Genomic DNA, 13,406 nt, shown 5'->3' with positions numbered 1-13,406 from the left:
AGGGAAATTATTCGCAGTTGTAGTTTTTGAATGAACCTAAATCATGCACTTCTGTAAACCCCATCTGAGTTAAATAATTTTTGGCCGTTGCAGAGCGTGCACCACTTAAACAATACAAAATTATAGCTTTATTTTTGTCTATAACATTGGTCGCATTCATGATGCCCTGAAGTGGCAAACTGATTGCATTAGGGAGTGCACCACGAGAAAATTCCGCTGTTGTGCGAACGTCTACAAGCTGTGCTCCATTAGCTAATAGTTTGCATGCATCAGCAGATGAAAAAGAGTTAAACATAGTATAATTTCCTGAATGAGTTTTATTTGAAATCTATGGGTTGACAAGGACTTCAAATCAATATAAGGAAACTATTATATACCAATGCTAAGTATAAAGCAACTAAGAAATGACGTAGAGTCGGTCGCCAAAGCGCTTAGTAGGCGCAATTTTTCTTTCGATATCAAAGAGTTAACTGATTTAGAAAATAGAAGAAAAAAAAATCAGGTTAAAACCCAAGAACTACAAAATCTGCGTAATACACAATCTAAGTCTATTGGAAAAGCCAAAGCAGCCGGTGAGGACATAAAGCCTTTACTTCAAGCAGTGACCAATTTAGGTGATGAGCTTGAGAGCGCTAAGTCCGAATTACAAGAAATCCAGACTAAAATTGATGATATTGTCTTATCCATGCCAAACATCCCTCATGAATCAGTGCCTGCTGGTAATTCTGAAGATGATAATATTGAGGTGTCAAAATGGGGTGAGCCAGGTGTTTATGACTTTGAAGTTAAAGATCATGTTGATTTAGGTGAGATGCACGGCCTTGATTTTGAGACTGCTGCTAAAATTGCAGGCGCTAGATTCTCGGTCATGACAGGTAAAATGGCTCGTCTTCATCGAGCATTAACACAGTTTATGCTGGATCATCATAGTGAAAAAAATGGCTACACCGAGGCTTATGTCCCATACTTGGTTAATAGTGAATCTTTAACGGGGACAGGCCAATTGCCTAAATTTGAGGCAGACCTTTTCAAGACGCATCTGCATGGAGAAGAGGGTGAAGCTAAAACACTTTACCTAACGCCAACGGGCGAAGTGCCTATTACCAATATGATGCGTGATACCATCGTTAATGAAAAAGATTTGCCGTTGAAGTTTGTTGGTCATACGCCAAGTTTTAGATCTGAAGCAGGCGCTTATGGACGTGACACTCGTGGCTTGATTCGACAGCACCAATTTGAAAAAGTAGAGCTTGTACAGGTAGTTAAAGCGCAAGATTCTTATGCAGCTTTAGAAGTGCTAACATCTCATGCTGAAGGTATTTTACAAGCGTTAGAATTGCCTTATCGAAAGGTAAATCTATGCACAGGCGATCTTGGATTTTCTGCTGCTAAAACGTACGATTTAGAAGTTTGGCTTCCGGGCCAAGACACGTATAGAGAAATCTCTTCTTGTTCGTGTTTTGAGGATTTTCAAGCACGTCGTTTACAGCTGAGATATAAAAATAAAGAAACCAATAAGCCAGAATTATTGCACACATTGAATGGTTCTGGCCTTGCTGTAGGACGAACTTTGGTTGCTATATTAGAGAACCATCAGCAAGCTGATGGTAGTATTAAAATTCCAGCCGTGTTGCAAAGCTACATGGGTGGACTAGACGTAATTATTTAAATAGGAGAAAAGAAGATGAATTTATTAGACTTAATTATTACCCCTGCATTCGCAGAAGAGGTGGCATCAGGTGCGGGTGATCCAATGGGTGGCTTGCCATTTTTAATTGTGATGTTTGTACTGATGTATTTTTTACTCATTAGACCGCAGCAAAAACGTGCGAAAGAGCACAAAGTTTTATTAGGCGCCCTTAAAGAAGGTGATGAAGTGGTCACGAATGGTGGCGTAGTTGGCAAAGTAAAGTCTGTCGATGAATCTTTTGCGACTTTAGAGATTGCACAAAATGTAGTTGTTAAGGTGCAAAAGCAAGGTATTAATCAAAAATTACCTAAAGGCAGTGCCAAAATTTAATTAACCCAAGACTTGCTATGAATCAATTTTCCGCACTCAAGAATACATTAATCGCATTCTTCTTATTGCTGTCTGTACTGTATGCGTTACCTAACGTTTTTGGCTCAGATTTGGCAGTGCAAATCTCTGCTGCGGGTGATGCGGCTGTTGTTGAATCTGACTCGGAAAAAATTAAAACGATACTTGATAGCAAAAAAGTGAATTATAAATCGCTTGAGCTAGTTGGACGTCGAGTGTTGGTAAGGTTTGAGGATAGCAAATCCCAGCTCAGCGCTAAAGAGATTCTAAAGCAGGATTTAGGACGTAATTATGTAACAGCTCTTAATTTGGCGCCATCTGTCCCATCATGGCTATCAGGCCTTGGTGGTAAGGCGATGTCGCTTGGCTTGGATCTTCGCGGCGGCGTACATTTTCTTTTAGAGGTGGATATGCAAGCGGTGGCAAATAGCTCGCTTGATAAATCTTACAATGAGTTACGCACATTGCTTAGAAAAGATCGACTTTATAAGAGTATTAATAAAGAAAGAGATGTTTTATTAGTTCACTTTAAAACACCGACATCAAAAGATGCTGGGCTAGATTTGATTGACTCTGAATTAAGCGATCTGGTTGTGCTTGACGTTGCTAGTGATGATGAATTAGTCGTTAGTATTGGTATTAGTGAAAGTGCTCTGACTGAAGCGAAAAGCCATGCATTAAAGCAAAATATTACCACGCTAAGAAACCGAGTCAATGAGCTCGGTGTTGCAGAGCCTATTATTCAGCAACAAGGCTTAGAACGTATTGTGGTACAACTTCCAGGTGTTCAAGATACGGCGCGTGCCAAAGAGATTTTGGGTGCGGTAGCAACATTGGAGTTTCGTTTAGTTGATGAGAAGAATGATCCACAAACTGCTATTCAATCAGGCAGAGCGCCGATCGGATCTAAGCTTTATTATTTTAGAGACGGGCGCCCATTATTATTAAAAACTCGAGTGATTGCTACGGGTGAAAATATTACTGGCGCCGCTTCAGGTGTAGACTCTGAAAATGCGACACCTATGGTTAATATTACATTAGACAGTGCAGGCGGTCGAGCAATGCTAGATACCACAAAAAGATACTTGCATCATCGCATGGCCGTTGTATTTATTGAAAACAAAGTTGAGACAGTTTCAGAAAATGGTAAGTTAGTTAAAAAGCGTTCTAAAACGCAAGATATTATTAATGCAGCCACCATTCAAGGAACCTTTTCATCTAGGTTCCAAATTACAGGTATTGATAGCGCACGCGAAGCTAGAAACCTATCACTGTTATTAAGAGCAGGCTCATTGTCAGCTCCTATTGAGATTATCGAAGAAAGAACGATTGGTCCAAGTTTGGGCGCAGATAATATTGCCAAAGGTGTCACTAGTGTTATTGTTGGTTTTATTTTAGTGTTGATGTTTATGGCATTTCGTTATCGAGTTTTTGGCTTGGTGGCTAATGTTGCTTTGACGCTTAATCTGGTGATGATTGTGGCTGTTTTATCTTTATTACAAGCAACTTTAACTTTGCCAGGTATTGCAGGTATCGTTCTAACGGTGGGTATGGCAGTTGATGCCAATGTACTTATTTTTGAACGCATTAAAGAAGAGCTTGGTACAAATAGCAATATTCAGAAATCTATTGCTGCAGGTTATGATAAGGCGCTACTAACCATTGCAGACGCGAGCATTACAACTCTGATTGCTTCTCTGGTGCTCTTTAGTTTTGGCACCGGCCCTATTAAGGGCTTTGCGATTACTTTGTCTATTGGTATTGTAACTTCTATGTTTACAGCCATTATTGTTTCGCGCGCTATCATCAACAAGATCTACGGTGGTAAAAAATTAGAGGAGATTTCGATATGAGCCTAAAAGCTTTAAACGTTCCAAGCATTGATTTTGTTGGCAAGCGTACGTATGCTATTATTTTTTCAACCATGTTGATTGCATTGAGTATTTTTTCATTAACAACTAATGGGCTCAAGTTAGGTATTGATTTTACGGGCGGAACTTTAATTGAAGTCGGCTATCAGCAAAGTGCAGATCTATCTGAAGTTAGAGCGACAATGGCTGAAGCTGGTTTTAACAGAGCTAATGTTCAGTACTTTGGCTCTACCAATGAGATATTGATACGCCTTGAGCCGCAGTCAATTTCAAGCGCTAAGCTGAGCACTAAGATTATTCAATTATTAGGTAGTGATGTAGATATTCGACGTGTTGAATTTGTCGGCCCCAAGGTTGGTGAAGAGTTGACTAATGATGGTGGCTTAGCAATGTTATACGCATTGATAGGCATCTTGATTTATGTCGCATTTCGTTTTGAATATCGTTTTGCATTGGGCTCTATTTCCGCCCTAATTCATGACGTTATTATCACGCTGGGCTTCTTCTCTCTGTTTCAATTTGAATTTGATTTAACCGTATTGGCAGCTGTTCTTGCGGTCATTGGTTATTCACTAAATGATACGATTGTTGTGTTTGATCGAATTCGTGAAAACTTTCTTTCGACTCGCCATGTAGATCCAGCGACTATTATTAATGGCGCGCTTAATCAAACTTTATCTAGAACGATTATGACGTCGTTAACAACGTTGTTAGTACTAGTAGCCTTGTTCTTTTTGGGTGGTGAGATTATTCATAGCTTTGCAATGGCGCTATTAATTGGTGTACTTATTGGTACCTATTCTTCGATTTATGTTGCTAGTTCGATGATTCTTGCTATGGGAATTACAAAAGAAGATATGCTTCCTTCTGAGAAGGAAAAGCAAGAGATTGACACTAGGCCTTAGTTAGGCTGTTAACTAACATTCAGTATATTAAAAAGGCCGCAAATAGAGCGGCCTTTTTTTTAACTATTTAGTTGGATTGATTTATGGTTTGAATTTTTCAAATACTAAACAAGCATTTGTACCGCCAAAGCCAAAACTATTCGACATCACTCGATTAATTGATTGAATGGTGGTTGACTGAACAATAGGAACACCTTCAGCAGCTTCATCAAGATTTTCAATGTTAACAGATTCAGCCATAAAGCTATTTTGCATCATTAATAATGAATAAATAGCTTCGTTAACGCCAGCTGCACCTAGTGCATGACCCGATAAAGATTTGGTTGAGCCAACATTCGGAATATTGTCACCAAAGACTTCCTTGATAGCGCCAAGCTCTTTCGTATCGCCAACTGGTGTAGAGGTGCCATGTGCATTGATATAATCAATTGGACCATTAACAGTAGAAATAGCGAGCTCCATACAGCGCTTCGCACCTTCTCCTGACGGTGCAACCATGTCAAAACCATCAGAGGTAGCGCCATAACCAGTTAGCTCGGCTAAAATAGTCGCGCCACGTGCCTGAGCATGCTCTAATGATTCAAGAACTAATGCACCACCACCGCCAGAAATTACAAAACCATCACGATCAGCATCGTAAGCACGTGATGCTTTTTCAGGTGTTTCATTGTATTTGCTTGATAGTGCACCCATAGCATCAAATAACATCGTTAATGACCAATCTAGCTCCTCACCGCCACCTGCAAATACAACATCTTGCTTGCCCATTTGAATTTGTTCCATCGCATTACCAATACAGTGGGCAGAAGTAGAACAAGCCGAGCTGATTGAGTAATTAATGCCTTTAATTTTGAACATGGTTGATAAGCAAGCTGATGTTGTTGAACCCATGGTGCGTGGAACGCGATAAGGCCCAACACGTTTAATACCCTTCTCTCTTAAAATATCTGCTGCTTCAACTACATTTTGGTTAGAGGCACCACCAGATCCCATAATAAGGCCGGTACGTGGGTTTGAAACTTGTTCTTCAGTTAAGCCAGATTGTTTGATGGCTTGATCCAGCGCGATGGCATTGTAAATAGCAGCATCTGCCATAAAGCGCATCATTTTTCGATCAATAATCGTACTTGGATCAACCTCAGCAACTTGTCCAGAAACGTGAGATCTTAAGCCTAGCTCTGCATAGGTTTCATCAAACTTAATGCCAGATTTGGCAGTTTTTAAAGATTCTAGTACTTCATCGCAATCTGCGCCTAGGCTAGAAACAATCCCCATTCCAGTGATGACAACTCTATTCATTAGAATGCACTCGTATCAGTAAATAATCCTACTTTTAGGTCGCTAGCTTCATAAATAACCTTACCATCAACTTCCATCGTTGCATCACCAATACCCATATAAAGCTTACGAGCAATAACACGCTTAAGATTAATGCGGTAGGTAACTTTTTTAGCAGTTGGTAACACTTGACCGGTAAATTTAATACTACCACCCAATGCGCGTCCGCGCCCCGGACCACCTAACCATCCTAGGTGAAAGCCAATTAGCTGCCACATAGCATCTAAACCTAGACAACCAGGCATAACAGGGTCATTGTTAAAATGACAACCAAAAAACCATAAGTCAGGATTTACATCAAGCTCAGCAATAATTTCACCTTTACCATGCAATCCACCTTCATCTGAAATGTGGGTGATTCTGTCAAACATTAGCATAGGCGGCTGTGGCAATTGTGCATTACCTGGACCAAATAGCTCGCCATTGCCACATTGAATTAACTCTTCGTATGAATATGAATTTTGCATATATCTACCTAGTTTCATTTTTGATGAAATTATACATCAAAGTCCTTTGTTTATATCAGCTATCAAGTCGTTTACATCTTCAAGTCCAATCGAGAGTCTGACTAATCCTTCAGAAATATTAGTAATTGATTTTTCTTCATCTGTTAGACGCCCATGTGTGGTGCTGGATGGGTGAGTAATGGTGGATTTTGCATCACCGAGGTTAGCGGTAATGGAAAAAATTTCAGTGGCATTAATAAGTTTGAATGCCGCTTCACGACCACCTTTAAGTTCAAATGAAACGATACCACCAAAGCCAGACTGCTGACTTTTGGCTAACTGATGGTGTGGGTGAGATTCAAGACCTAAATAATGGGTTTTTTCGACAGACTCTTGTTGTTCCAGCCAAGTTGCTAGTTTCATTGCATTATCTGAATGCGCTCTCATTCTTAAGCTAAGTGTATCTAAGCCTTTAAGAACAATCCAGGCATTAAAAGCACTTAGACTCGGCCCGGTAGCACGAACAAAGCCATGTACCTGTTCCATAATATCTTCAGCACCTAAAACAGCGCCTGCTAAACAACGACCTTGGCCATCAATATATTTAGTGGCAGAATGAATAACAATATCTGCACCCAGAGCAATTGGATTTTGTAGGGCTGGCGTTAAAATGCAATTATCAACCGCTAATAAAATATCATTTGCTTTGGAAATTTTACTAAGAGCGGTAATATCAATAACTTGACCTAATGGATTCGAGGGTGTTTCTAATAGGAATAATTTTGTTTTGTTATTAATGGATGATTCCCAGGCGGACAAATCAGATAAATCAACATAGCTTATGTCGATGTTAAATTTAGACACTATTGAGTTTAGCATGACAGTCGTTGTACCAAACATATCACGCGAAGCAACAATATGATCGCCTGATTTTAAGAGTGCCATTAGAGTGGCGAAAATAGCAGCCATACCAGAAGAGGTGGCGACGCAGGCTTGCGCACCTTCAAGTGCTGCTAGTTTTCTCTCAAAAGCACCTACAGTTGGGTTAGTAAAGCGTGCATAGATATTACCAGGCTCTTCTTTAGAGAAGCGTTTAGCTGCTTGCTCAGCTGAATCAAACACAAAGCTTGAAGTCATGAATATTGCTTCAGAGTGCTCTTGTTCAGCTGTTGTTTGGTAGCCTTCTCGGATCGCTATGGTGTCGAAATTTAAAGTTTTCATTGATTTTAAAAAATTAACAAATAGGGTTTATTCTACATCATTGCAGATGAGTTCAGAGCTTTGGTTGGTCTTGTTCTCTTCTTTAACGGAATCTGCCCTCAATGCTTCAATACCATCTAGGTATTTTTTATTAATATCGCCCGTAACATATTTACCATTAAAACAGGAGCAATCAAACTCGGTTATTTCTTTATTACCTTGTTGAACACACCAAATTAAATCATCTAAATCTTGGTAAATTAATCGATCGGCACCAATGGTTTGACATACCTCTTCAGTGGTTTTATTATGGGCGACAAATTCTTTTTCACTTGCCATATCAATGCCATAAACATTAGGATAACGAACAGCAGGTGCAGCTGAAGCAAAGAAGACTTTTTTTGCACCAGCATCTCTGGCCATTTTGACAATCTGCTCACTGGTTGTGCCTCTAACAATAGAGTCATCTACTAGTAGTACATTCTTACCTTTAAACTCAAGCCCAATAGCGCTAAGTTTCTGTCTAACAGATTTTTTGCGTAATTTTTGTCCGGGCATAATGAAAGTGCGAGCAATGTAGCGGTTTTTAATTAACCCTTCTGAATACTTTATATTTAACTCACTAGCCAATTGTAAGGCCGATACGCGAGAGGTATCAGGAATAGGGATAACCACATCAATTTTTTCATCACCCCACTCTTTGTTAATTTTAGCTGCTAAACGCTCGCCCATTCTAAGTCTGGTTTTGTATACAGAGATATCATCAATAACTGAATCAGGCCTAGCAAAATAGACAAACTCAAAAATACAAGGTGAGTATTTTGGTCGCTCCGCACATTGCTGTAAAAATATATTGCCTTTGCGATCAATTACAACAGCTTCACCAGGCTTAATATCTTGAGTTATTTCATAACCAAGAGCAGTTAAAGCAACACTTTCAGAGGCAAGCATATACTTCGTACCGCCTTGGGTTGTGCGCTTTCCAAGAATAAGTGGACGAATGCCATTTGGATCTCTAAAGCCAAAAATACCGAATCCTGGAATGATACCAATGGTAGCGTAAGCCCCACGAACGCGCTTATGCACTTGTGCGACCGAAGCAAAAATATCTTGTTCATTAATATGCTTTTTTTGTTGTTTGGCAAGCTCACTGGCAAACACATTGAGCAAGATTTCAGAATCAGAATTGGTATTGATATGTCTTCTGTCTTGTTCAAATAGTTCTTTAGCCAGCTCCTTAGTATTGGTTAAGTTACCATTATGAGCAAAGGCAATACCATAAGGAGAGTTGACATAAAAAGGTTGCGCTTCTGCGCCACTTGAGCTGCCCGCTGTTGGGTAGCGAACATGACCAATACCCATGTCACCTAGTAAAGAGGACATATGCTCAGTTCTAAAAGCGTTTTTTACTAAGCCATTAGACTTTCGCATGAAGAATCGGCCCTTGTGGGCGGTAACAATACCTGCGGCGTCTTGACCTCGATGCTGAAGAATGGTTAAGGCGTCATAAATATAGACAGCCGTGTCTTTTTTAGTAGTGGATAGAATGCCAACAATGCCGCACATAAGAGGGTTTCCTTATTCGTTTTCGATAAATAGAAGATATTCTGACAAAGCAGGTTTGATGTCTGAGGCAACATCTTGGAAGGTTCTTAATGCACCATTTGCCTCAATCCAGAAATGTTGTTGAGAGATACTATCAATACTTTGAAATACCAGCACCATAATTAAAATCGCCAAACTTCCTTTGATTAGGCCGATCAGTAGTCCGCCGAAATTATTACTATTGCTGTTTATATTTTTAGCATTTAGGATTCGATCAAGAGAGTGTAATGTATCGAGAATTTTTTTGAAGAAAGTTGATAATATGCAAGGCTTTGATGAATCAATCGAGATGTTCAACATATTAGAAATGCTGGCGCATACACCAATAATAATAGCAAAAGTTAGCACAAAAGATAAACCAATTCGAATCGAATTATTTGTGACCACAATTTCCATTATGCCTAAATTGGCAATAATATCTAAATAGTACCAACTGATAATCGAAGCAGCACTCAAAAATACAAAATAGGCAAAGAGCTTGTTTAGGGCGCATGGGTTACTAATTTGAGATGAGATATCAGTGAGTTTATAAATAACTCTTTTGATTAGCAAGACACCAATAAAAATAACACCAAAAGCAATGGACATATGCGATTGATGAGAAAGCAGTAACCAGGTAACAAAATCACTAACCGCTAAGGACTGGTAAAACATCCATGCAAGAACAATAGCAAGTAATAAAAAAGCAAAGCTGATCAACTCTTTTGCCATGCCACGCTTAAAGCCTAATACTAGAAATGCGATTAAAATAACCACAGTTGCCCAATCAGACCAAGCCAGTAAATTAATTGTATTCCAGGTGTTTACAAAAAACTCATTCATCAATTCTCTCCAGAGAATGTTTTGTTATGTGCGCTAATTTTACAAGGTTTTCTAATCAAACATCACTTAAGTATTTTTAATGCATCTGCCACTACATGAAAAGAGCCAAAAATGACAATACGCTGATAAGAATGCTGTTTTAGTGCTTGATTAATAGCTAAATTCATACTGTCAAAAGCATGAATAGCAGCCTTAAGTGGGAATTGATCTATTAAGAAATTCATGTCAGCTGCTCGATGAACATCAAGAGGTACTAGCAACCACTCATCAATATTAGGTGAAATAGCGCCAATCATTTGGGCAATATTTTTATCCTTAAGGGCTGAAAATATAGCCAGTGTTGGTTGCTTGTCTTTAGCCAATTCTTGCGCCAAAACATGAACAGCGGCTTCATTATGTGCAACATCAAAAATCACGTATTTATTGTGAATTTTCTTAGCTTGAAAGCGACCTTCAATCTGGGTAGACTCAAGACCTTGGCGGAGTGTTGTGTCATCTACGGCAAATTTATAGTCTAATTTTTTAATACATAAAGCTGCCAAGCCAGCATTTTGTTGCTGATGATCACCTTTGAGCGACAAGGTTCCAGTATAAGGTTGTTTTACGAACTCTAATAAAGCACCAACGGTATCAGCATGTTTTTGTATAGACTTTGGTGGGTCAATATCACCGCAAACACAAGGAGTGTTGGCACGCATGATGCCTGATTTTTCATGTCCAATAAGCTCGCGTGTATCTCCCAAGTAATCAACATGATCGATAGCGATATTAGTAATAACAGCAATATCTGTATCAACAACATTAGTAGAATCTAGACGACCACCAAGGCCCACCTCTAAAATGGCAATATCAACTTTTTGCTTGGCAAAGATAAGTAGTGCGGCTAACGTTGAAAATTCGAAATAAGTTAATGATATGTTATCTCTAACTTTTTCAATCTCTTCAAATGCATCGCAAATTTGTTGATCGGTTGCTTGAGACCCTTTAACTATAAAGCGCTCATTGTAATTCAAAATATGAGGCGACGTAAATTTTGCAACTTTAAAGGAAGTTTTTAGATAGACACTTTCAATAAAAGCGACGGTTGAGCCTTTACCATTAGTACCAGCAACGGTAATAGTAGTAAAGGGAACACCATTAGGAAACAGCTTTGAGTAAACACTTTGAATGCGCTCTAATCCTAGGTCAATCTCCAGAGTATGGCAACTTTCCTGCCAAGTAAGCCACTGACTTAGAGTTTTTAATCCTCCCAAAATTCACCCTCAAGGGTTTTATTTTTTTGCCTAATGTTTGATTCTTTTGGAGCTTGGGATTCATTGACAAAAGAGGAGTCTTTTTTTGTAAAAATCTTCTGAGCATTTTTCTTTAGTAAATTATCGATAAAATATGCTCTAGAAAGAGGCATTAATCCTAATAAACCAGCTGCATCAGTAATAAATCCAGGTGTTAATAATAATACACCCGAGATCAGTATAACCACGCCTTCTAGCATTTCAAATGCCGGTGTTTGGCCATTAGCTATAGCATTTTGAGCTTTGGCCATGGTTGACCAACCTTGTTGTTTGAGTAGAGTCGAACCAATAAGGGCTGTAATGACCACTAATAAAACTGTAGAAAAGCCACCAATGGATTCTCCAACTGAAACAATGACATATATTTCAAGTAAAGTTATTATTACGAATAAAGGAAAAATCATTTTATTTCTCGTTAGTAAAAAGCAAATCCCAAACGCCATGTCCTAATCGTTCGCCACGTCTTTCGAACTTAGTAATTGGACGTCGTTCAGGCCTTAATGAATAGGTATGGGCGTTAAGCGTGTTTTTAAAGTGTGAGTGAGCCTCAAGTACTTCCATCATATATTCGGCATAGTTCTCCCAGTCAGTTGCCATATGGACAAAGCTCTTATCAATCAGTTTTTTCGAGATTAAATCCATAAATTCAGTTTGAACAATACGGCGCTTATGATGCTTTTTCTTATGCCAAGGGTCTGCGAAATATAACTGAAATCCAGATAAGCTATCGTTACTAATGTTATTTTTTAATACTTCCACGGCGTCTTCTTTCAAAACTCTTAAATTGCCAAGATTATGTTTATGAGCTTCATTAATTAATCTACCAACGCCAGCTTCATAAACTTCAATGCCTAAAAAATTATGATGAGGCTCATTAATGGCCATTTCTAACAAAGAGTCTCCATTGCCAAAGCCAATTTCTAGAATAACAGGCTGTTGTTTTTGAAATACGACGTCAAAATTAATTAATTGGTCAGCTTTTGGGTCAATACCAAAGTTAGGCCATAACTCTTTAAGGCCATATTTTTGACCCTCTGTGAGTCTGCCAGAACGCTTGACGAAGCTTTGAATTTTTCTAATACTCTTGGTGTTTTCTAGCTTCATAAGTTGTAATCAATTATTAAAGGTGAGTGGTCTGAAAAGCGTTCATCTTTATATATACTAGCATTTTTAACACGACCTTTAAGATTTCCACTGAGTATCTGGTAATCAATGCGCCAGCCTGTGTTATTAGCCCAAGCCTGTCCGCGATTTGACCACCAAGTGTATTGATTGGCTTCGTGGTTAACCTCTCGAAATGCATCTACGAATTTTTCTTTAGTAAAGAGCTGGTCCATGTATTCACGCTCTTCAGGTAGGCAGCCAGAACGATTTTTGTTGCCCTTAAAATTTTTTATATCAATCTCTTTGTGTACGATATTAATATCGCCACAAATGATATATTGACGCCCATCTTTTTGAAGCGCCTGTAAATAGGGCAGAAAGCGTTCAATCATAAAATCTGTTTTATATTTTTGACGTTCTTCTTTAGCGGATCCAGATGGAATGTAAATTGAGATAACACTTAGCTTGCCAAAGTCGGCTTGAATAAAACGCCCTTCAAAATCAAAATCTTCCCAAGGACTAAAAATAACCTGATCAGGCTTATGTTTGCAATATAAGCCTGTTCCGCTGTAGCCTTTGCGCTCAGCTGGCTTGTAATAGGTATAAATGTTTTCAGGATAAAAACGCTCATCCAATTGATCTTCCTGGGCTTTAATCTCTTGCACGCAAACAACATCAGCCTCCTGAGTTTTCATCCAGGCAAAAAAACCTTTTCGTTCAGCTGCTCGAATGCCATTGACATTAGCCGTTATAATTCTATTCATTGTAAATATTTTAATGATTTA

14 protein-coding genes are annotated in these 13,406 nt (G+C 38.9%); 4 read left to right on the top strand and 10 right to left on the bottom strand.

All coding sequences use genetic code 11. The features are described from left to right. Positions 1 to 7 precede the first annotated feature (7 nt). On the bottom strand, positions 8 to 295 hold the full coding sequence (locus N9Y32_00745) for a rhodanese-like domain-containing protein (protein ID MDB2589547.1): 288 nt from the start codon (positions 293 to 295) through the stop codon (positions 8 to 10). A gap of 84 nt (positions 296 to 379) precedes the next feature. Here N9Y32_00745 and serS point away from each other — a divergent pair, with 84 nt between their 5' ends. From serS to secF, 4 genes are read left to right on the top strand one after another with little or no spacing between them, the layout of a single operon-like run. Beyond that, positions 380 to 1,669, top strand: coding sequence for a serine--tRNA ligase (serS, locus tag N9Y32_00740; GenBank protein MDB2589546.1), 1,290 nt, complete (start codon positions 380 to 382; stop codon positions 1,667 to 1,669). 15 nt (positions 1,670 to 1,684) lie between these two features. Further along, positions 1,685 to 2,020: a preprotein translocase subunit YajC gene (gene yajC / locus N9Y32_00735; GenBank protein ID MDB2589545.1), complete on the top strand. Its 336-nt coding sequence runs from the start codon at positions 1,685 to 1,687 to the stop codon at positions 2,018 to 2,020. Between the two features lie 17 nt (positions 2,021 to 2,037). Continuing rightward, complete coding sequence (gene secD, locus N9Y32_00730) at positions 2,038 to 3,891, top strand: protein translocase subunit SecD (GenBank protein MDB2589544.1); 1,854 nt, start codon at positions 2,038 to 2,040, stop codon at positions 3,889 to 3,891. Beyond that, a complete protein-coding gene (gene secF, locus N9Y32_00725; GenBank protein ID MDB2589543.1) occupies positions 3,888 to 4,814 on the top strand; it encodes a protein translocase subunit SecF in 927 nt (308 codons plus the stop codon). The genes secD and secF overlap by 4 nt, the downstream gene beginning before the upstream one ends. Positions 4,815 to 4,895: 81 nt before the next feature. On the opposite strand, the gene fabB is transcribed toward secF, so the two are convergent. The 9 genes from fabB to N9Y32_00680 form a co-directional block, all read right to left on the bottom strand. Next, on the bottom strand, positions 4,896 to 6,113 hold the full coding sequence (fabB, locus tag N9Y32_00720; protein ID MDB2589542.1) for a beta-ketoacyl-ACP synthase I: 1,218 nt from the start codon (positions 6,111 to 6,113) through the stop codon (positions 4,896 to 4,898). Beyond that, a complete protein-coding gene (gene fabA / locus N9Y32_00715; GenBank protein ID MDB2589541.1) occupies positions 6,113 to 6,619 on the bottom strand; it encodes a 3-hydroxyacyl-[acyl-carrier-protein] dehydratase FabA in 507 nt (168 codons plus the stop codon). The genes fabB and fabA overlap by 1 nt, the downstream gene beginning before the upstream one ends. Positions 6,620 to 6,655: 36 nt before the next feature. Beyond that, positions 6,656 to 7,819 (bottom strand): O-succinylhomoserine sulfhydrylase, encoded by a 1,164-nt coding sequence (locus N9Y32_00710; protein ID MDB2589540.1) that lies wholly within the window; start codon positions 7,817 to 7,819, stop codon positions 6,656 to 6,658. 27 nt (positions 7,820 to 7,846) lie between these two features. Further along, on the bottom strand, positions 7,847 to 9,364 hold the full coding sequence (gene purF, locus N9Y32_00705) for an amidophosphoribosyltransferase (GenBank protein MDB2589539.1): 1,518 nt from the start codon (positions 9,362 to 9,364) through the stop codon (positions 7,847 to 7,849). A 12-nt stretch (positions 9,365 to 9,376) separates the two neighbouring features. Beyond that, positions 9,377 to 10,225, bottom strand: coding sequence for a CvpA family protein (locus tag N9Y32_00700; protein MDB2589538.1), 849 nt, complete (start codon positions 10,223 to 10,225; stop codon positions 9,377 to 9,379). A gap of 62 nt (positions 10,226 to 10,287) precedes the next feature. Beyond that, positions 10,288 to 11,478 carry a bifunctional folylpolyglutamate synthase/dihydrofolate synthase gene (locus N9Y32_00695; GenBank protein MDB2589537.1) on the bottom strand — a complete coding sequence of 397 codons (1,191 nt, stop codon included), beginning with the start codon at positions 11,476 to 11,478 and terminating at the stop codon, positions 10,288 to 10,290. Then, positions 11,466 to 11,921: an FxsA family protein gene (locus N9Y32_00690; protein ID MDB2589536.1), complete on the bottom strand. Its 456-nt coding sequence runs from the start codon at positions 11,919 to 11,921 to the stop codon at positions 11,466 to 11,468. Before N9Y32_00690 ends, N9Y32_00695 begins: the two co-directional genes overlap by 13 nt. 1 nt (position 11,922) lies before the next feature. Further along, positions 11,923 to 12,621: a tRNA (guanosine(46)-N7)-methyltransferase TrmB gene (gene trmB, locus N9Y32_00685; GenBank protein ID MDB2589535.1), complete on the bottom strand. Its 699-nt coding sequence runs from the start codon at positions 12,619 to 12,621 to the stop codon at positions 11,923 to 11,925. Beyond that, positions 12,618 to 13,385: an exodeoxyribonuclease III gene (locus N9Y32_00680; protein MDB2589534.1), complete on the bottom strand. Its 768-nt coding sequence runs from the start codon at positions 13,383 to 13,385 to the stop codon at positions 12,618 to 12,620. The genes trmB and N9Y32_00680 overlap by 4 nt, the downstream gene beginning before the upstream one ends. Positions 13,386 to 13,406: the final 21 nt, after the last annotated feature.

It is taken from the genome of Candidatus Thioglobus sp. (genome assembly GCA_028228555.1).
Classification (GTDB): domain Bacteria; phylum Pseudomonadota; class Gammaproteobacteria; order PS1; family Pseudothioglobaceae; genus Thioglobus_A.
Note: the sequence above shows the minus strand (reverse complement) of the source record. Positions and strands in the feature narration are given on the sequence as shown.

Bases quoted from the DNA above. Each gene is read 5' to 3' on its own strand.
- N9Y32_00710 (MDB2589540.1), bottom strand. From the start codon at position 7,819: ATGAAAACTTTAAATTTCGACACCATAGCGATCCGAGAAGGCTACCAA.
- fabB (MDB2589542.1), bottom strand. From the start codon at position 6,113: ATGAATAGAGTTGTCATCACTGGAATGGGGATTGTTTCTAGCCTAGGC.
- secF (MDB2589543.1), top strand. From the start codon at position 3,888: ATGAGCCTAAAAGCTTTAAACGTTCCAAGCATTGATTTTGTTGGCAAG.
- N9Y32_00700 (MDB2589538.1), bottom strand. From the start codon at position 10,225: ATGAATGAGTTTTTTGTAAACACCTGGAATACAATTAATTTACTGGCT.
- secD (MDB2589544.1), top strand. From the start codon at position 2,038: ATGAATCAATTTTCCGCACTCAAGAATACATTAATCGCATTCTTCTTA.
- N9Y32_00680 (MDB2589534.1), bottom strand. From the start codon at position 13,385: ATGAATAGAATTATAACGGCTAATGTCAATGGCATTCGAGCAGCTGAA.
- trmB (MDB2589535.1), bottom strand. From the start codon at position 12,621: ATGAAGCTAGAAAACACCAAGAGTATTAGAAAAATTCAAAGCTTCGTC.
- yajC (MDB2589545.1), top strand. From the start codon at position 1,685: ATGAATTTATTAGACTTAATTATTACCCCTGCATTCGCAGAAGAGGTG.
- N9Y32_00745 (MDB2589547.1), bottom strand. From the start codon at position 295: ATGTTTAACTCTTTTTCATCTGCTGATGCATGCAAACTATTAGCTAAT.
- serS (MDB2589546.1), top strand. From the start codon at position 380: ATGCTAAGTATAAAGCAACTAAGAAATGACGTAGAGTCGGTCGCCAAA.
- purF (MDB2589539.1), bottom strand. From the start codon at position 9,364: ATGTGCGGCATTGTTGGCATTCTATCCACTACTAAAAAAGACACGGCT.
- fabA (MDB2589541.1), bottom strand. From the start codon at position 6,619: ATGCAAAATTCATATTCATACGAAGAGTTAATTCAATGTGGCAATGGC.
- N9Y32_00690 (MDB2589536.1), bottom strand. From the start codon at position 11,921: ATGATTTTTCCTTTATTCGTAATAATAACTTTACTTGAAATATATGTC.